Below are 16,624 nucleotides of genomic sequence, written 5' to 3'. Positions count from 1 at the left end.
GGTTGTTCGGTGACTCCGCTTTTGAAGTATGCGATTTCGACGCGAAACGTTGTGCCGACGCGACATTCTGTGCGCGACATCCGATTAGGAAAGTAAATTCGTGCGTACGGGAATTTATTTGTACGTGCGGTGTAGAACGGTACGATATGGAGCGGGACGAGCGATCGGGTGGCGACGCGTACGTCGAGGCGCGGATCCCGGAGGCGCTGTACGAGCGGCTCGAGGCGCTGTTCCGGGAGTACCGCGGCTACGACCCGTCGTCGGTTCAGGAGTGTCTGAGCGTCGTCGCCGATCTCGCCGAGCAACCCGACCGGGAACCCACCTCGCAGACGGGCACGGGGCGTCGCGTCGAGCACGACGCGGCCGGAAGCACGAACGACGCGCCGAACGCGGCGACCACAGAGCCCACAAAATCATCGACGAGCGCGAGCGGCGAGGAGCCGCCCGCGGAGATCGTCGACGCGATCGACGCCGTGTTCCCGACCGACTGGTCGGCGACCGAGGCCTCCGAGCGGTTGCTCCCGCGAGTCGTGCGGCGGTACGTCGCCGCGTCCGACGCCGACACGCGAGCCGAGCGCGAGAACGCGGCCCTGTCCGCGGTCGCCGCCCGCGAAGGGACGACGTCCGAAGAACTCCGGGAGACGCTCGTCGACGACATCTACGGCGGCTCCGCGTTACCCGGCGACCTGGCGACCGAGTTCCTCAGCGAGGGGTTGGAGAAGGTCGAACGCCGCATCGACGACGCCGAACGCGAGGCGCTCTCGCCGAGCGACCTCGTCGAGGGCGACGCCGACGCGGACGCCGCCGACACGGACGACGGCATCGGTGCGGGCGCACCGCTCGACGACGAGCGCGACGTCGCCACGGACGCGCACCTCGACGCCGATGCGGAGTCGGACGAGGGCGACGAGTCCGGGATCGGACTCGATCTCGGCCCCGGGAGCGGTGATCTTCCCCAAGAACTGGCCGACGAGATGGCCAGCGACGGCGGATCGGTGCAGGGCGTCGACGAGCGGGTCGGCAACCTCTTTACCGGAGCGAACGGGCTGACCGAGATCGGGCTGGACTCGATGATCTCGGGCGCCCGGGCCGACTGCGAGATCTGCGGCGCCACCCGGTCGGTCCAGTCGCTGGAGACGACGACCGAGGCCAGCGACGACCGGCGGGTCGACCTCGTCTGCTCGGACTGCCTGTAGCGGGGTTCAAAAGCAAGCCTCAAAACCCCCCGGCACACACATCACCCGCATGGATCCGGTCCAAGGGACGGCGGTCGTGCTCCACACGATCTTCGCCGGCGTCTGGGTGGGTAGCGTCGTATTTATGACCGCATCGGTGCTCCCGATGGCGAAAGACGGGTTGCTCGACCCCGAGGCCGTCGAGCGCGCGTCCGGACAGTTGACGACGATCACGCGGCTGAGTTCGCTGCTGTTGCTCGCGACGGGGAGTCTCATGGCGTCGAACATCTACACGGCCGATTCGCTGTTCGGCTCCGGTCGCGGCCACCTCGTGCTGACGATGGTCGCGCTCTGGCTGGTGCTGACCGGGCTGCTGGAGATGACGACCCGGCGGCTCGAAGATGGGCTGCAGGCCCAGCGCGTCCGTGCGCCGGCCGCCGAAACCGAGACCTGGTTCCGCGCGGCGTCGGTCATCGGCCTCGCGCTGCTGACGGTCGGCGGCGTGATCTCCTCGGGCGTCTTCGTCTGAGCGCGTCGTTCGGTCCAAAATAGCGAGCCCCGTCGCCTTTTAGTCGATACGTCGTACTCGTCTGCATGGTCGAGCAACCACTGGACCGAGAGACGCTGCTCGACATCATAGTCAACGCCGTCCCGTTCGCGATTCTCGTGATATTCATTCTGCTGTTCACGATCGTGACGCCGTGGGGGCCCCGCTTCGGCGAGGAGAACACGCTTCCGACGCTGATCATGTACGGGCACCTGCTGTTCACGACGCTCGTACTCGTCGTGGTGACCTACGTCAGCGCGAAGTATATCTCGCGCGACGAGCCCTGAGACGGACCGTCGCGACGGCGTCGACGCACCGCGAGCGGTCGACCGGAAATTGAATACAACAGGTGGTGTTAGTAATTCGCAACGGTTTTTCCGACGACGCGCGCACAGAGAGTCATGGCAGAGTACGGACCAGAGTCGAACGTCGTCGAGAGGACGCCGCGCTGGACCCGCGCGCAGGCGTCGGAGATCGAGCGCGGGCCCGACGATGTCGCGCCCGTCGTCTACCCGCCGGCCGAGCAGGACGCCCCCGAGATCCACGTCTGGGACACCTGGTTCCTGCGGAATCGCGACGGGTCGATCGCGGAGATCGACGGGCACCGCGTGATCTTCTCGCTGACGGCGCCGGCCGAGCTGTTGCCGGGCAAGCGCCACGACGTCGCGACGGTCCGCTACTTTTACTCGGCGGACGGCGAGACCTGGCACTGCGGCGGCCCGGTGTTCGAGGACGGGACCGCGTTCGGCTCGCGCCAGTGGGCCGGGTCGGCGCTCTACGATCGCGATGGAACGGTCTACGTGTACTACACCGCCGCCGGGGAGCGCGGCGAGGACGAACTGAGTTACGCCCAGCGAATCGCCGTGGGCGCGGGCGGCCGCGTCGAGACGACCGCGGACGGCATCGCGATCGAGGGATCGTTCGACCACGAGGTGCTGCTGGAACCCGACGGCACTCGCTACGAGCGGGAAGCGCAGTCCAGCGGGATGATCTACACCTTTCGAGACCCGTGGTTCTTCGAGGACCCCGAGACCGGCGAGACGTGCCTGTTGTTCGAGGCGAACACCCCCGTTCCGGAAGGCAGCGACGCCGGCGACGGTGATGCCCACCACCAGGAGTTCAACGGCAGCGTCGGCGTCGCCGTCTCCGAGAACGGCGACCCCACGGAGTGGGCGTTGGACGACCCGCTGCTCGACGGCGTCTGTACCAACCAGGAGCTCGAACGGCCCCACGTCGTCGTTCGCGACGGTCGGTACTACCTGTTCGTCTCGAGTCACGAGCACACCTTCGCGCCGGGGATCGAGGGGTACGACGCGCTGTACGGCTTCGTCGCCGACTCGCTCCGGGGGAGCTACGAACCGCTCAACGGCAGCGGGCTGGTCGTCACGAACCCCGCCGGCGCGCCGTTTCAGACCTACTCGTGGGTAGCCTATCCCCACCGCGAGGAGTTGCTGGTGAGCAGCTTCTTCAACTACTACGACCTTCGCGGGCTGTCGCTGGACGACGTCGCGGCGCTACCGCCCGCGGAGCAACAGCGGCGGTTCGGCGGGACGCTCGCCCCGACGCTCCGGCTCGCCCTCGAGGGGACGGAGACGCGCGTGCTCGGCGCGCTGGAACACGGCCACCTGCCGCTCCCCGATGAAGAACTGCCGCCGCTGCTCTCGGAGTACCGGAGCGACGAGGCCGGACGGGGCGAGTACCGAGCGCCCGAGGAGTAGCGGTCGGCGTCGCGGCGTCGAGCCGCCGAAGCGCCGGTCATCGCGGCGTCCGGCCGCCGAAGCGCCGGTCATCGCGGCGTCCGGCCGCCGAAGCGCCGGTCATCGCGGCGTCCGGCCGCCGAAGCGCCGGCCATCGCGGCGTCCGGCCGCCCCGCCGGAACAGCTACTCTTCTGCCGGCTCGGCGGCCGACGCCGCGCGTTCGTCGGGCCCCCACGCCGAGCCGAGTTCCCAGACGTCGAGCGATTCGACGGCGGCGGTGCCGCCGGTCGCGGCCACCGACAGCCGGTCGGCGTCCGCGGCGGTCGGGTAGATGCGCGTCGTCAGGCAGTGGCGCTCGTTGACGAACAGCTCCAGTACCGAGCCGTCGAGATAGGCGGTCAGTTCCAGCGGGCCGTCGACCGGCGAAACGGGCATGCGCTCGGGCGCCTTCGTCGACCGGGGGTCGGCGCTCGATTCGGTGCGGTCGACTTCGACGTGGCTGTCTCGCGTGTACCGGATCGGCGTCCGCTCGGCGCAGTCGGGGGATTCGCAGACGACGATCGAGAACTCGTCGGCGTCCTCCAGCCGGACCTCGGCGCGGAGTTCGATCGCCCGGCCCCGACCGAGTTCGCGTCGCTCGTCGGTCAACTCGACGCCGCCCTCGTGCAGCCGACGCTCGCGCAGGGCGGCGAGTTCCGCCGCCGGCCGCTGTCGGAGCCGTCCCGCATCGTCGAGATCGACGCGCCGCGGGAGCGAGAGCGCGCCGGCCCAGCCGGCGTCCCACTGTGCGCTCTCGTCTCTGGCCTCCCAGCACCAGCCCCAGGTGAGCCAGCGGCCGTCGTCGGTCCGCATCGACTGGGGCGCGTAGAAGTCGCCGTGGTCGAGCAGCCCGGACGTCTCGACGTCGAACTCCCCGTCGGCGTACTCGCCCAGATAGTACCGGACCTCCTCGTAGTTAGAGATGTGTAGCAGGCGCTTGGTGCCCAGATCCAGCAGTTCGGGGCACTCCCACATCGCACCGTCGCGCTCGGGATCGCCAGTGAGGATCGGCCCCTCGTAGCGCCAGTCAGTCAGGTCGTCGCCGGCGGTGTACAGCAGCGCCGTGCCGCCGCCGCCCTCGACGCCCGACCCGATCAGCTGGTGCCAGCGCCCGTCCTCGCGCCAGACGTTGTGGTCGCGGAACTCGGCGACCCAGTCGTCGGTCGAGCGCAGCGGCGGCTCCGTCGGCGGCTCGGGAATCACGGGGTTGGCCGCCGACTTTGTCCACTCTCGCAGGGACGGATCGGCGGCAGTCGCCAGACAGGGCAGTTGCTCGTCGCCGCGGCCGCCGGTGTAGAGGAGCGTCGCTTCGCCGTCCGAATCGAAGGCGCAACCGGACCAGCAGCCGTCCCGGTCCGGTCCGTCGGGCGACGGCGTCAGCGCGACGGGTTCGTCGCGCCAGTTGACCAGATCGTCGCTGACGGCGTGGCCCCAGTGGATCGTGTCGTGGTACGGCCCGCCGGGATTGTACTGGTAGAAGACGTGGAACTGGCCGTCCCAGTGGATCAGCCCGTTCGGATCGTTGAGCCAGTTCGCGGGCGGCGAGACGTGGTACTGCGGGCGGTTCGGATCGGCTGACAGTCGCGATCGCATCGTCGAGAGCGCGTCGGCATCTTTCGGTCGGCCGTCGACGAACGACCGGGCGTCCGCGGCCAGCGCCGAGAGCAGATTCTCGAGGAGTCGCGCGCGATTTCGCTCGCACTCCTCGGTCGTGTCGCCGGCGAAGGTGAGCGCCGTTCCGAGCCCGGCGACGCCGCCGTCGCCCGCCGTCCAGCCGATCAGCGACGGCTGGTGGGCGACGTCTTCCCGGTCACGGATCGTACTCGCGAGCACGTCGCCCCGCTCGGGAAGCACGTCGTCGTACCGGGCGTACGGTTGCGGGCCGCCGACCGACCGCGTCGGGACGCGCAACCCACTGAAGCCCTCGAACGCGGGGTGATCGTCGTACAGGGACTTGCAGAGCAGGCCGATGGTCGTTTCCGGGTGATCCGCTCCGGTCGCGTCCGGTCCGACGGGATCGACGCCCAGCGCGGGCACGGCTTCCTGAGCGCGCAGCGACAGCAGCAGGCCGCCACCCGCGTCGACGTACGCCCGGATCGAGTCGGCAGCCCGTTCGAGCGTCGGGTCGTCCGCGACCGACTCGTCGGCGTGCCACCAGAGGACGTCGCAGTCGTCGAGGTCGGCGTCGCCCGCCGCGATCGCCGAGAGTCGCTTCCGCTCGACGCCGGTGCCGGCATCGGTGAGCCAATCGAATGCGGCGCGCTGCTCCGGCGTCGGTTCGTCGGCGACGAGAACGCCAACAGTCTCCGGCAGATCCGTCATCTACACAGAATCCGTCGGTGATCACTATTAGGCGTGCCGGGAGCGGCCGAAGAGGACTCCGCATTTTTGAGAACCATAGCAATAATGAGAAAGAAAGCGCACCGGTAGAAACGCCATGTACGCAGGGCTAATCGACGGCGCCGGACGAATCGTGGCGACGAATGCGGAGGGTGACGGACACCGTTTGCGGATCGATGCGAACGGACTCGTCGATCCCTCCATCGGTGACAGCGTGAGCGTTAGCGGCGTCTGCCTCACCGCGGATCGCGTCGGCGACGGCTGGTTCGAGGCGTTTCTCTCGGCCGAGACGGTCGAGCGGACGTACCTCGCGGAGTTGTCGGTCGATACTCCCGTGAACCTGGAGTCGCCGCTCGCGCTCGGCGAATCGATCGACGGCCACCTCGTGGGCGGAACGGTCGCTGCGACGAGCGAGGTCGTCGCCGTCGAAGACGACGGAGCGGGCTGGACCTACGAGTTCGCGATCCCCGACGGCTTCGCGCCGTACCTCGCCGACAAGGGTTCTGTGGCGGTCGACGGCGCGAGCCTGACCGTGGCCGAGCTGCAGGCGGACCGCTTCGCCGTCGCGGTGATCCCGGAGACGTGCGAACTGACGACGCTCTCGGCGAAAGAACCCGGCGATCCGGTCCACCTCGAACCCGATCTCGTGGCGACGTACGTCGAACGGCAGATTTCGACGACCTGAGCTGGTCGCCGATCTACTTCTCGTCGACGTGGCGCACCGAGGAAGCGATGCCGCGGGTGCTCTCGGCCATCTCCGGACCGGACATGGTCGCGCGGCCGACGCCGAACGCCTTCGGCCCCTCGATGACGATCTCGTCGCCGACGCGGATCTCCTCGTCCGCGTCGACGATGCCCGGCGCGAGCACGTCGCCGTGGGGGACGAAGGCGTCGATCTCGACGCGCTTGGTCGGGGCGGGGCTCTCGACCCACCGGCGAGCACCTTCCAAGGTGAAGGCGAGGACGCCGTAGTTAGGCACCATCGCGGCGAGCTGCTCGCCGTCCGCGTCGTGGACGCGGAGCTTGGGGTAGCGACTCTCCATCGAGATGTCGTCGAACAGCTCGTCGCCGGCGCCGGGTCCGAACTGGTAGTCCGCGATCGCGCGAACGGTGTTGTGCTCGCGCTCGCGCTTCGAGAACTTGAGCTCGCCCTGCATCGTGCTGGCGAGGTTCGCGAGCGACTCGTCGTCGGTGGGGTGGTCCGCGACGGTGTACTCGAAGTCGAGCCCGAGCTCGGCTTCGACGCGCTCGCAGATGTCGCGGTACCCCTCCTCGGGGACGTGCGCGACGACCCTCGGATACTCGTTGCGCCGGAGGTACGCCTCCAGCACGTCCGCGACGAACTGCTTTTCGTCCTCGGACCAGCGGCCCGTCACCACCGAATCGTAGTGCTGGGCCGGGTACGTGGTCTCCAGCTCCTGGGGGACGACGCCGATCGGGCTGGTCATCGAGACGGTGTGGCCGCGGAACTGGACGGCGTCGTGGAACTGGCCGTGGCTCTGGGACTCGCTGTAGGGCTTCTGTGCCGAACACGGCACCAGCACGAGCGGGTTGTCGAACCGATTCCTGTAGCGCGTCGTGACGCGCTCGGCGAACCGCTGGATCTCGACGCGCCGGATCGTATCTTCGGTCGCGGAGACGAGTTCTGACCCACGGAGCACCGGCGTGCGCTGTTCGAGGTACGACCACTGCTGGTCGAACTGGCGAAACGCGGCGGTGCACCACTGCTCGTGCCGGGCCTGCCCCTCGATGTAGTCCCGGAGGCGGCCGGCGCGGATGCGCTCGCGGACCGTCCCGAGCTCGGCGCGCAGCGCGTTGACGTTGTGCTCGACGCAGTCCTCGCGGTCGAACTCCTCGATCGACTGCTGGCAGGCCGGGCAGGCGCAGGGCAGTTCTTGAAGGTCCGAGAGGAAGTGCTCGCCCTCGCTGGTGAGGTACTTGCCCTGCGTGCCCTTCACCACGGCGCGGTCGGCGTCGAGCAGGTCGACGCCGGCGTAGACGAGCGTGGCGACGTTGGCCGGCGTCGCGACGCCCGAGAGATAGAGGCCGCTGTCGGCCGGGATCGCCTCGCGCGTCTCGACGACGGCGTCGCGGAACGCCCGCCCGTGGCCGATCACGTTCTGCGTGCCGGAGAAGACGTAGGCGTCGGCGCCGTAATCGTCGGCCGTCTCGGCGTCGACGACGACCGCGCTGGGGTAGTCGACGTTCGGATAGTCGACCGCGAACGACTCTTTGACTTCCCCGGCGGTACCCGAGGGGAATCCGCGGTGGGGCAGAATCGTGAGTTCGCTCTCCGATCCCTCGGGGAGTTCTCGGTCTTCGGGCCACAGACTGCCGGCGTCCTCCACGACGTCGTCGACGAGCGCCGGCGTCGTCAGCGGCTCGTCGAGGCGGAGCTGGGCGATCCGCGCGGCGGCGTCCCGCTCCAGCACCTCGAAGTAGTCGGTCATACCTCACAGGTGCCGCGGCGACCGAATGAGGCTGTCGGTCCCCGTCGGCGGGCGCTCTACCGTCCGACGACCGATGCCGAGCGGCGTGGATGTGCCGGTTCGCCACGGCGTCGACGCTCGATGCCGCGGCGGCGTCGAGACCGGCCGGGAAGTAGCGAACAGGCGGCACTCGAACGGGAGTCCACGCTCCCTGGATCGGATGTCGCGGGGCGGCGTGCCGCGCAATCGCAAACTGCCCCGCGGCGTCGGTCAGGTCACGACGGGGATGGCCGCTCGATCGGTGATAAAGGTGTGGCGCAGGAAGTAGTGATTGGGCGTCCGGAACAGAGGCGGTCTACCGGGACTGCTCAGAGAGGTTCCAGAGCGTCACTCGCTCGGGAATCCGGTCGAGTGCGGACTCGTGCCAGCCGCGGTGCCCGACGGTGAACTCGACGTCCGGGTTCAACTCGGCGAGCCGGGCGACGCCGTCGGCCGCGCGTTCGAGCGCGCGCCGATCCCTGCGGTCGGGGACTTCGGCTGTGAGCGGGTACGTCTCGGAAAGTTCGCGGGGGAACGGGCCAAAGGGCGGGACGACGCGCCAGGACTCGTCGAAGCTGTCGGACTTGTTGCCCTCGGTCAACAGCACCTCGCCCTCGGGATCGAGCCGGTCGAGGCGCTTGTGGTGACGAACGACTTCGGGGCGATCAGCGCTCTCGGCAGAGAGGTAGAAGAAGGCGTTCTTCGAGGCCGGATCGGCGCGTTCGAGCTGTTCGGCGTGATCGCACAGCGCGCGGTAGCCGTCGAGCATCGCGGGATGGGCGCGGGCGCGAGCCTCGACCAGCTCCAGCAGGTCGCCGTCGCGGATCGCCTGCTTGATCCGGCGGATCTCCTGGAACGTGACGTGGAGGTTGTGGGCGGCGAGTTCCTCCTCCTGGGAGCGGTCGTCGAGCGCGCGCAGTTCGTCGGGCGAGAACTCCGTACAGACCGGACACGAGCAGGGGAGATAGTCGAGTTCGTCGAGGTGCTCGGTGCCGCTGACGGTGAGATATCGACCGTCGCGGGCGTACAGCGCGTAGGCGGCCGAGTCGAACAGGTCACAGCCCATCGCGACCGCGAGCGCGAACATCATCGGGTGGCCGGCACCAAAGAGGTGGACCGGCGCGTCCTCGCCCAGCCCGCGCTTGGCGGCGGCGACGGCGTCGACCATGTCGCCGTACCGGTAGTCGTTCATCAGCGGGACGACAGCGCCGACCGGGAACACGTCGAGGTCGGTCGCGTCGGCGTGCGCGGCGGCGTCCTCCCGGAGATCCGGGTACGTCGACCCCTGGACCGGCGCGTTGACCAGCATCTCGCCGGTGTCGATCGCTTCGGCTTCGGCGAGGCGCTCTTTCGTGGTCGCGAGTTCGTCTTCGGCGCGCTCTCGGTCGACGTCCGGCGGCGTCGGAATGTCGACTGGCGTCCCGATGTCCGAGCCGATCTCGTGTTGAAATCGGAGGATCTCGTCGGTCGTGACGTCGATCTCGCCGTACTCCGAGAGCTGGAAGGAGCCGGAGTCGGTCATGATCGCGCCGGGGAAGTCGAGCATCTCGTGAAGACCGCGATCGAGGGCCTCCTCGCGGAGCTCGTCGTTGCCGTGGATGATGTAGGAGTTGGTGATGAGAATCTCGGCGCCGAACTCCTCGTGGAGTCGCTTCGGAGAGATCGTCTGGAGATTGGGGTTGACGACCGGCAGCAGCACCGGCGTCTCGACGGTGACGTCGGCGCGGGGGACCGTCAGCCGGCCGATCCGGCCGGCCGCGTCGGCGTCCCGGAGCTCGAAGTGCTCTCGCATTACCGGAGCGTGGACCGGCGCGAGGGTAAGGATTCCGTTCCGGCGTCAGTCCTCGACGAGTTCGTAGTAGAGCACGCCCAGCGCGGTCCGGCCGTCCCGAACGTCGTCCGCAGCGACGGCCGCGCGGAGCTCCTCGAACGAGGTGGTGTCCGTCCGGATGCTCTCGTTGTGGTCGAGGTCCTGTGCAGCCGTGGGTCGGCAGTCGCGGGCGACGAAGAAGTGCAGCACCGAGTCGGCGATGCCGTTGGCCGGTTCGACGGTCGTCATCTGGCTCACCGATTCGGCCTCGTAACCGGTCTCCTCGCGGAGTTCGCGGCGGGCCGCCGCCGCCAGCGACTCGTCGTCGGGCTCGACGCCGCCGACGGGCAGGCCGCGGTTGATCCGATCGACGGCCTGACGCCACTCCTCGATGACGACGACCTCCTCGTCGGGCGTGAACGGGAGGATCACGACCGCGGGCGGCTCGGAGAGGTAGTCGTACTCGTCCTCGGTGCCGTCAGGGAAGCGGACATCGTCGGTCACGACGTCGAATCCGGGACAGGAGTAGGCGGTCTGCGAGTCGAGCGTCTCCCATCGGAGATCGTCTTCGGCCATCGAGCGAGCGTTTCGGCGCCACCTCGAAAAGCCTCACGACAGCCGGTCGGCCAGTCGTGGTGGAAATGGTCGAAATTCTTACCAGTTATTTACTCGCACATTTCCGACGTTCGACTGGTTCTGCCACGTATAGTCCACAGATTGATAATAGTAGATACACTTTTCCGGCTCGCCGCGTCAGTAAGGCGTAGTTACTTCCGACCCATGCAACGCAACGCGACCGAACCGAAAACGCAGGCGGGCACCGACAGGGGGAACGTATTCTGGGCGTACCACGACGAGGACGGCCCCGCGAAGCTGAGCACGACCGTCGCCCACGCCCTCGCGGACGTCCTCGGAGCGGACGCCTCCGTGATGCGAGAGGAACTCCACGACTGCGTCGACCTTCGCGGGCTCGACCTGCTGTTTCGCGATCGGACCGACGGGACGCCGCGTGCCGGCGGCTATCTGAGTTTCAGGCTCTACGACCACCGGGTGACGGTCTACGCCAGCGGCGACGTCGCCATCGAGCCGCCGACGCCGTCCCGAGAATCGCCGCCGGCCGTCTGAAGCCGTCTCCCCGTAAACTCTTCTTACTCGTCTTTCTGCCCGCCGACGAGCGGTCGCTGCCCCAGTCGTGACGCTCGGCCAGCGCCCGCGACCGGCGTTCCCCCCGCGTCCCAGCCAAGGAGTACTTTCGGAGCGGGAGGCGACAGCTACGGGCTCGAAACCGTCTGAACGGTCGCTTCCGACTATACTCGTGGCTCCACGCAGCTAACCAGCCGGACGGCCGTCGGCGTCGCAGCGCCAGCCGCCGACGGCCGACGATATTCACCATGACAGACTCGAACCGACAGCCACGACCCGAAGCGAACCGCCAGCACGACGAGTCGAACCGACGGCGAGACGAGCGGGGGAGCGAAAACGAGCTGGGCGACTACCGGACCGCGATGGACGTCCAGGAGACCACGATGGACCAGGGCCAGCAGGCGATACGCCAGACGGCGGAGCTGCAGCGATCGTTCGCACAGGCTGCGCTCCGCGGAATCGAGAGCCAGCAGGCCGCCCAGCGGCAGGCCTTCGAGTTCACGAAGGCGGCGATCGGCAGCTACGTCGACACGATGAACTCGATGCTCCCAGCCATGGAGGACGCCCAGCAGCAGTTCGTCGAGGAGGCAGCGAGCGCGGGCGCCGAGATGACCGACCAGTTCCAGCAGACGAGCCGCGAGATGGACCAACAGACCGAGCAGATCTCGCAGGAGATGCGCCAGCAGCGCCAGCAGGCGGGGCCTCGACAGCAAACCGGTCAGCGCAGCCAGCAGTCGCGAGAGAGGAACCAGATGGCCGGACGCCGCCCGCGCGAACAGACCGCTCGGACCCGAAGCCAGGGGGACAGCGGGACCCGAAGCCAAGGAGGCGGCGAGTTTCAGCGTGCGGACGCGCCGCACGAGCGCGGCATCCAGCCGCCGACGGGCGGGCAGCGTCGCAGCGGGTACCAGCCGTCACAGCAGTCCGGCACGCAGTCGGAAGCCACCGGTCGGCAGCGCGGACAGCCAGAGTCGCGACCGCCGGGGACGAAGGGGCAGTCCGGCGGACAGACAGATCGTCGACAGGGGGGCAGGTCGCCGGACCGCAGACAGTCAGGCCGCGGGGGCTCGGGCGGTCGGACCGGCCCGTCGGAGCAGCCCGGCCGCCGAAGCGATCCGAACAACCGGCAGCGTCAGGAGCCGCCCCAGACGCGGCCGCCGGGCGAGAGTTCCGAGCGGCGCGAAATCCCGATCGAATCCGCGAGCGGGTCGAGCCGCAGTTCGTCGTCGGAGCGCGGCGAGTACGGGAGCCGGGGACCCACGGGCATCGAGTCGAGCGAGGAGCCGACCGAGTAACGTGATGACTCTCAGCGACGCAGTCGGATCGGTCGTCCTCGACGCCGCCGGGGACCGCGTCGGCGTCGTCACCGACAGCGACGGCGACCGGCTGTTCGTCCGCCCGGAGCCGGGCGCCCTCGACGCGGTGGCGAGCAAGCTCGGCTGGATGGAGGGACAGCGCGACGCGTACCCGCTGGCGCCGGAGCACGTCGCCACCGCCGGCGGCGGGACCGTACGGCTCAGAGACTGACGACTCGTTTTTCGCTGTTGCGACGCGACGGTAGCTGTCGCTGGGGAGACTAAGAGGTCAGAAAGTAGGTCGGCGTGAATTTGAACTTGCCGGGACGGTCGCTCACGAGAACGCGGTTACGGCCACCCGAAGGCTATCGCTACGAAGAACGAAAGTGGGGGAAAAGTGGGCCGGCGCGAATTCGAACTGGGCAAGACGGTCGCGCTCACTTCGTTCGCGCGCTGCGACTTGCTGGCTCGAATTCGCTCGGGTGAACGACTTCCCGCATTCAGAGTTCCTCGCACACGCTACGCGGTGCTCGGGAAGATAGAATGCGGGAAAGGTAGTGGGCCGGCGCGAATTCGAATCGCGGTTACGGCCACCCGAAGGCCGAAGGATACCAAGCTACCCCACCGGCCCGCAATAGAACCAAAGCCGGGGTCATTTTTAACGGTTGCGGAACGGCGTCCGGCGATCAGTAGGTCTCGAACCCGTCGGTGTCGAGGTAGTTGTGCGCGACCGTGATCGCGTGGTCGGCGTGCAGGCGCTCGGGACCCAGCCGCACGCGCCGGTCGGCGGCATCGGCGAGCAGTTCGGCTTCGCCGTCGGTGAAGTCGTTGTGGTCCGAGAGCACGAAGATCGGATTCTCGGGCGGCTCGACCTCGACGACCGGATCGCCGTCCTCGTGGAGCTGGACGACGGTCCCCTCGACCGACTGCAGCAGCGGCTCGAAGCCGCGTCGGGTCAGCGAGACGCCGGGAGAGGTCTCGACCGGAACGTGACCGATCGCCTCCTCGCGCTCGTCGAGGGCGTTGCGGACGAGCGCGGCCGTCGAGCGCTCGTCGGGGTTGAGTCGTCTGAGGTCCGACCCCTCGAACGTGACGGTGAACTCGTCGCCCAAGACGAGGTGGGCGCGGACGTCCTCCCGAATCGCGTGCGAGAGGAAAAAGGCGGAGTTGACACACCGGCAGAGCACGTCGAGGCGGCCGGCACCGCCCGCGATGTCGTCGAGCGAGAAGTCGGGCTCCGTGGGGACGTCGTGCCCGAGCACGATGAACTGGCGCATGCGACCGACTCGGACGCCGGCGGGCATAGTGGCGTCGGATCGGTCGCGGCGACCGCACAGTGAGTGGTCGGCCGCGCGACGCCGCTGGGCGGGCGCCGATACAGCCCCCACACCGCAAGGCAATTGACCCCGCCGCGACTGTTCTCGGCCATGAACCTCACCGAGCGGGCCCGGGCGCTGCTGGAGTCGGGGCCGATCTGCGACGCCTGCCTCGGCCGGCCCTTTGCCGACCGGAGCTTCGGGCTGACGAACGCCCAGCGCGGGCGCGCCCTGCGGACGACCGTCGCGCTGGAAGATGACGACCCCTACGAGTCGACCGACCCCGAGGAGTGCTGGGTCTGTGAAGGCCACTGCGGCCGGTACGACGAGTGGGCCGAACACGTCGCCGAGGCCGCCGAGGGCGTCGCGTTCGACACCTATCAGGTCGGGACGCGCGTGCCGCCGCTGATCGAGGAAAACGACGTGTTGCTGCGCGAGGAGGCCGGCATGGACGAGGACGCCGGCGAGCTGTTCAAGTCGGCGTTCAACCGCGAGGTCGGCAAGCGCGTCGGCCGGCTGACCGACAGCGAGGTCGATTTCGACCGGCCCGACGTGCTGGCTCTGCTCAATCTCGAACGCGAGGGCGACGTCGAGTTCCAGGTCAACCCCGCGTTCGTCTACGGCCGGTACCGAAAGCTGGAGCGGGACATCCCCCAGACCGAGTGGCCCTGTCGGGAGTGTGGCGGCAGCGGGAAGCAACTGGCCCCCGACGGCGAGGAGGACTGCGATCACTGCGGCGGCAGCGGGTACCTCTACGACGACAGCGTCGAGGGGTACGTCGCGCCCCACGTCGAGGACGCGATGGACGGCGACGAAGCCGTCTTCCACGGCGCCGGCCGCGAGGACGTCGACGCGCTGATGTTGGGCACCGGCCGCCCGTTCGTCGCCGAGGTCAAGGAACCGCGACGCCGCGAGCCGGACGCCGAAGCGCTGGAAGCCGAGATCAACGACGCCGCCGACGGCGCCGTCGAGGTAGAGGGGCTGCGACTCGCAACCCACGAGATGGTCGAGCGCGTGAAGGAACACGACGCGAGCAAGACCTACCGGATGGACGTCGAGTTCGACGAGCCGGTCGCGGACGCCGCGCTCGCCGAGGCGCTCGACGAACTCGAGGGGACGACGGTCGACCAGCACACGCCCCAGCGCGTCGACCACCGGCGAGCCAGCCTGACCCGAACGCGCGACGTCTACGAGATCGAGGGCGATCTCGACGACGACCGCCACGGCACGCTCGAACTCCACGGCGAGGGCGGCCTGTACGTCAAGGAACTGGTCAGCGGCGACGACGGCCGGACCGATCCGAGTCTGGCGGGGTTGCTCGGCGTCGACGCCGAAGTGACGGCGCTGGACGTGATCGCAGTCGAGGGCGAGTCCGAGCCGTTCGAGGTCGCGGAGTTCTTCCGAAACGGCGAGGAGGAGTAGCGCCGACGTTCTTGGTCGGTCGAACCTACTCGTCGTCCTCGTCGACGATCTCGATGCCGCGGTTGTTCACCGCGCTGGGGTCGAGGCCGACCTCCTGAAGGAAGTCCTTGTACTCGCGCTCGCACTGCTCGGCGTCTTTCTGCTGGTCGGAGGCGTGATCGCACAGCGCCACCAGATCCTCCGGCACGTCGTTCGTGTAGACGATCCAGTGGTTGATCAGGTCCGACAGGCGGCGGATCGGGCTGGTGAAGTGGCCGTAGATCTCGAAGTTCAGCGCGTGGTGGCCGCCGAACGGGTCGTTCATGTACTTCGCGCGGGGCATCACCTTCATCACGGCCCACTGGATCTTGTCGAGCTGGCGCCCCGGCGCCTCCTCTAAGGTGGCGTTGACGGCCTTGCGCGGGTCGTCCCACGAGTCGGCGGGGATCGACACGCCGTCGAGTTCCTGAATCTCGCGGAGCGCCTCGTCCCACTCGTCGGGACTGGGCTGGGGGTGGACGCGGTACATCGCCTCGACGCCGCGGTCCCACATGAGCTTGTGCGTGACGGCCTTGTTGGCCTTGAGCATGCACTCCTCGATGATCGTGTGGGCGCGGTCGCGGGCGGGGTTGAGCACGAGCGAGCCCTCCTCCTTGCGCTGTTCGTGCATCCGGTCGGCGACCTCCCAGACGAGCTCGCACTTCTCGGCGAGGTCGACGTCCTGATCCTCCAGCAGGTCGTCGGCCGATTCCGGCTCGTCAAGCAGGTTCTCGGCCTCCGAGTAGGTGAGCCGCGCGTCGCTGCGGATCACCGACTTGTAGATCTCGATCTCGTCGTAGCCCAGCGTCTCCTTGTCGAGGTGCATCTCGACGGTGTGGGCGAGCCGGTCCTCGTTCGGGACGAGCGAGCAGACGGTCTCGGCGAGCACCGGCGGGAGCATGTGGATCGTGTACCCCGGCAGGTAGACGGTGTTGCCCCGCTCGACGGCCTCGTCCCACATCGCGGTGTCGGGGTTGACGTAGTGGGTCACGTCGGCGATGTGGACCCACAGCACGTACTCGTCGTCGCGCTCCTCGATCGAGATGGCGTCGTCGAAGTCCTGGGCGTCGATCGGGTCGACGGTCCAGGTCGTCATCTCCCGCAGATCGTCGCGCTCGTCGACCTCGTCGGCGATCTCCTGCTGGATTCCCTCGGTCCGGGCCTCGGCTTCGTCGAGGACCTCCTGGGGGAAGCCGTCGCGGATGCCGAGCTTCTCGAACAGTTCCTCGCGCTTGTTCTCCAGGTGCCGGGCCATCTCCTCGTCGATCTCGACCGGCCCCTGGCTCTCGGCCGTACCCGCTTCGGCCTGCGACTCGCTGGTCATGCCCGGTGGTAGGAGGGTTGGACGGATAG

The 16,624-nt window shown here is 68.5% G+C and carries 15 protein-coding genes and 1 tRNA gene; 9 read left to right on the top strand and 7 right to left on the bottom strand.

What is annotated here, in order from left to right:
* Positions 1-146: 146 nt before the first annotated feature.
* From NO931_RS17360 to NO931_RS17345, 4 genes are all read left to right on the top strand, one after another.
* Entirely contained in the window at positions 147-1,196 is a 1,050-nt protein-coding gene (locus NO931_RS17360; RefSeq protein WP_256393625.1) for a hypothetical protein, read from the top strand.
* 49 nt (positions 1,197-1,245) lie between these two features.
* Entirely contained in the window at positions 1,246-1,704 is a 459-nt protein-coding gene (locus tag NO931_RS17355) for a CopD family protein (protein WP_256393624.1), read from the top strand.
* 65 nt (positions 1,705-1,769) lie between these two features.
* Positions 1,770-2,009: a DUF6684 family protein gene (locus NO931_RS17350; protein WP_256393623.1), complete on the top strand. Its 240-nt coding sequence runs from the start codon at positions 1,770-1,772 to the stop codon at positions 2,007-2,009.
* A gap of 114 nt (positions 2,010-2,123) precedes the next feature.
* Positions 2,124-3,440: a glycoside hydrolase family 68 protein gene (locus NO931_RS17345; RefSeq protein WP_256393622.1), complete on the top strand. Its 1,317-nt coding sequence runs from the start codon at positions 2,124-2,126 to the stop codon at positions 3,438-3,440.
* Positions 3,441-3,603: 163 nt separating this feature from the next.
* Here NO931_RS17345 and NO931_RS17340 read toward each other — a convergent pair whose 3' ends face one another.
* Positions 3,604-5,781, bottom strand: a complete 2,178-nt coding sequence (locus tag NO931_RS17340; RefSeq protein ID WP_256393621.1) for a GH32 C-terminal domain-containing protein — start codon at positions 5,779-5,781, stop codon at positions 3,604-3,606.
* 115 nt (positions 5,782-5,896) lie between these two features.
* On the opposite strand from NO931_RS17340, the gene NO931_RS17335 reads away from it, so the two are divergent.
* Complete coding sequence (locus NO931_RS17335) at positions 5,897-6,484, top strand: riboflavin synthase (RefSeq protein ID WP_256393620.1); 588 nt, start codon at positions 5,897-5,899, stop codon at positions 6,482-6,484.
* Between the two features lie 13 nt (positions 6,485-6,497).
* On the opposite strand, the gene arcS is transcribed toward NO931_RS17335, so the two are convergent.
* The 3 genes from arcS to NO931_RS17320 form a co-directional block, all read right to left on the bottom strand.
* Entirely contained in the window at positions 6,498-8,249 is a 1,752-nt protein-coding gene (gene arcS / locus NO931_RS17330; RefSeq protein WP_256393619.1) for an archaeosine synthase subunit alpha, read from the bottom strand.
* A 334-nt stretch (positions 8,250-8,583) separates the two neighbouring features.
* A complete protein-coding gene (gene tgtA / locus NO931_RS17325; protein ID WP_256393618.1) occupies positions 8,584-10,059 on the bottom strand; it encodes a tRNA guanosine(15) transglycosylase TgtA in 1,476 nt (491 codons plus the stop codon).
* 45 nt (positions 10,060-10,104) lie between these two features.
* A complete protein-coding gene (locus tag NO931_RS17320; protein WP_256393617.1) occupies positions 10,105-10,653 on the bottom strand; it encodes an NUDIX hydrolase in 549 nt (182 codons plus the stop codon).
* 204 nt (positions 10,654-10,857) lie between these two features.
* On the opposite strand from NO931_RS17320, the gene NO931_RS17315 reads away from it, so the two are divergent.
* The 3 genes from NO931_RS17315 to NO931_RS17305 all read left to right on the top strand — a co-directional run bounded on the left by NO931_RS17315 (position 10,858) and on the right by NO931_RS17305 (position 12,747).
* Positions 10,858-11,202, top strand: coding sequence for a HalOD1 output domain-containing protein (locus NO931_RS17315; RefSeq protein WP_256393616.1), 345 nt, complete (start codon positions 10,858-10,860; stop codon positions 11,200-11,202).
* A 266-nt stretch (positions 11,203-11,468) separates the two neighbouring features.
* Entirely contained in the window at positions 11,469-12,515 is a 1,047-nt protein-coding gene (locus NO931_RS17310; protein ID WP_256393615.1) for a hypothetical protein, read from the top strand.
* Positions 12,516-12,519: 4 nt separating this feature from the next.
* Positions 12,520-12,747, top strand: a complete 228-nt coding sequence (locus NO931_RS17305; RefSeq protein ID WP_256393614.1) for a DUF8593 domain-containing protein — start codon at positions 12,520-12,522, stop codon at positions 12,745-12,747.
* Between the two features lie 326 nt (positions 12,748-13,073).
* On the opposite strand, the gene NO931_RS17300 is transcribed toward NO931_RS17305, so the two are convergent.
* Together NO931_RS17300 and trmY are read right to left on the bottom strand one after the other, a co-directional pair.
* Positions 13,074-13,146: transfer RNA gene (locus NO931_RS17300), tRNA-Pro, on the bottom strand.
* A 55-nt stretch (positions 13,147-13,201) separates the two neighbouring features.
* The gene (gene trmY / locus NO931_RS17295; protein WP_256393613.1) at positions 13,202-13,792 is read right to left on the bottom strand and encodes a tRNA (pseudouridine(54)-N(1))-methyltransferase TrmY; all 591 of its coding nucleotides are present in this window, start codon (positions 13,790-13,792) and stop codon (positions 13,202-13,204) included.
* 150 nt (positions 13,793-13,942) lie between these two features.
* Here trmY and NO931_RS17290 point away from each other — a divergent pair, with 150 nt between their 5' ends.
* Positions 13,943-15,253 carry a tRNA pseudouridine(54/55) synthase Pus10 gene (locus NO931_RS17290; RefSeq protein WP_256393612.1) on the top strand — a complete coding sequence of 437 codons (1,311 nt, stop codon included), beginning with the start codon at positions 13,943-13,945 and terminating at the stop codon, positions 15,251-15,253.
* A gap of 25 nt (positions 15,254-15,278) precedes the next feature.
* Here the strand turns inward: NO931_RS17290 and NO931_RS17285 are convergent, their stop codons facing one another.
* Positions 15,279-16,595, bottom strand: coding sequence for an RNB domain-containing ribonuclease (locus NO931_RS17285; protein WP_256393611.1), 1,317 nt, complete (start codon positions 16,593-16,595; stop codon positions 15,279-15,281).
* Positions 16,596-16,624: the final 29 nt, after the last annotated feature.

The sequence above is a fragment of the Natronoarchaeum rubrum genome, assembly GCF_024494695.1.
The sequence above is the reverse complement of the archived record's forward strand: the minus strand, read 5'-3'. Positions and strand labels throughout refer to the sequence as shown.

What these genes read in the sequence shown, in the direction of transcription:
- NO931_RS17360 (WP_256393625.1), top strand. Translation starts at nt 147, where the DNA reads ATGGAGCGGGACGAGCGATCGGGTGGCGACGCGTACGTCGAGGCGCGG.
- NO931_RS17355 (WP_256393624.1), top strand. Translation starts at nt 1,246, where the DNA reads ATGGATCCGGTCCAAGGGACGGCGGTCGTGCTCCACACGATCTTCGCC.
- NO931_RS17350 (WP_256393623.1), top strand. Translation starts at nt 1,770, where the DNA reads ATGGTCGAGCAACCACTGGACCGAGAGACGCTGCTCGACATCATAGTC.
- NO931_RS17345 (WP_256393622.1), top strand. Translation starts at nt 2,124, where the DNA reads ATGGCAGAGTACGGACCAGAGTCGAACGTCGTCGAGAGGACGCCGCGC.
- NO931_RS17340 (WP_256393621.1), bottom strand. Translation starts at nt 5,781, where the DNA reads ATGACGGATCTGCCGGAGACTGTTGGCGTTCTCGTCGCCGACGAACCG.
- NO931_RS17335 (WP_256393620.1), top strand. Translation starts at nt 5,897, where the DNA reads ATGTACGCAGGGCTAATCGACGGCGCCGGACGAATCGTGGCGACGAAT.
- arcS (WP_256393619.1), bottom strand. Translation starts at nt 8,249, where the DNA reads ATGACCGACTACTTCGAGGTGCTGGAGCGGGACGCCGCCGCGCGGATC.
- tgtA (WP_256393618.1), bottom strand. Translation starts at nt 10,059, where the DNA reads ATGCGAGAGCACTTCGAGCTCCGGGACGCCGACGCGGCCGGCCGGATC.
- NO931_RS17320 (WP_256393617.1), bottom strand. Translation starts at nt 10,653, where the DNA reads ATGGCCGAAGACGATCTCCGATGGGAGACGCTCGACTCGCAGACCGCC.
- NO931_RS17315 (WP_256393616.1), top strand. Translation starts at nt 10,858, where the DNA reads ATGCAACGCAACGCGACCGAACCGAAAACGCAGGCGGGCACCGACAGG.
- NO931_RS17310 (WP_256393615.1), top strand. Translation starts at nt 11,469, where the DNA reads ATGACAGACTCGAACCGACAGCCACGACCCGAAGCGAACCGCCAGCAC.
- NO931_RS17305 (WP_256393614.1), top strand. Translation starts at nt 12,520, where the DNA reads ATGACTCTCAGCGACGCAGTCGGATCGGTCGTCCTCGACGCCGCCGGG.
- trmY (WP_256393613.1), bottom strand. Translation starts at nt 13,792, where the DNA reads ATGCGCCAGTTCATCGTGCTCGGGCACGACGTCCCCACGGAGCCCGAC.
- NO931_RS17290 (WP_256393612.1), top strand. Translation starts at nt 13,943, where the DNA reads ATGAACCTCACCGAGCGGGCCCGGGCGCTGCTGGAGTCGGGGCCGATC.
- NO931_RS17285 (WP_256393611.1), bottom strand. Translation starts at nt 16,595, where the DNA reads ATGACCAGCGAGTCGCAGGCCGAAGCGGGTACGGCCGAGAGCCAGGGG.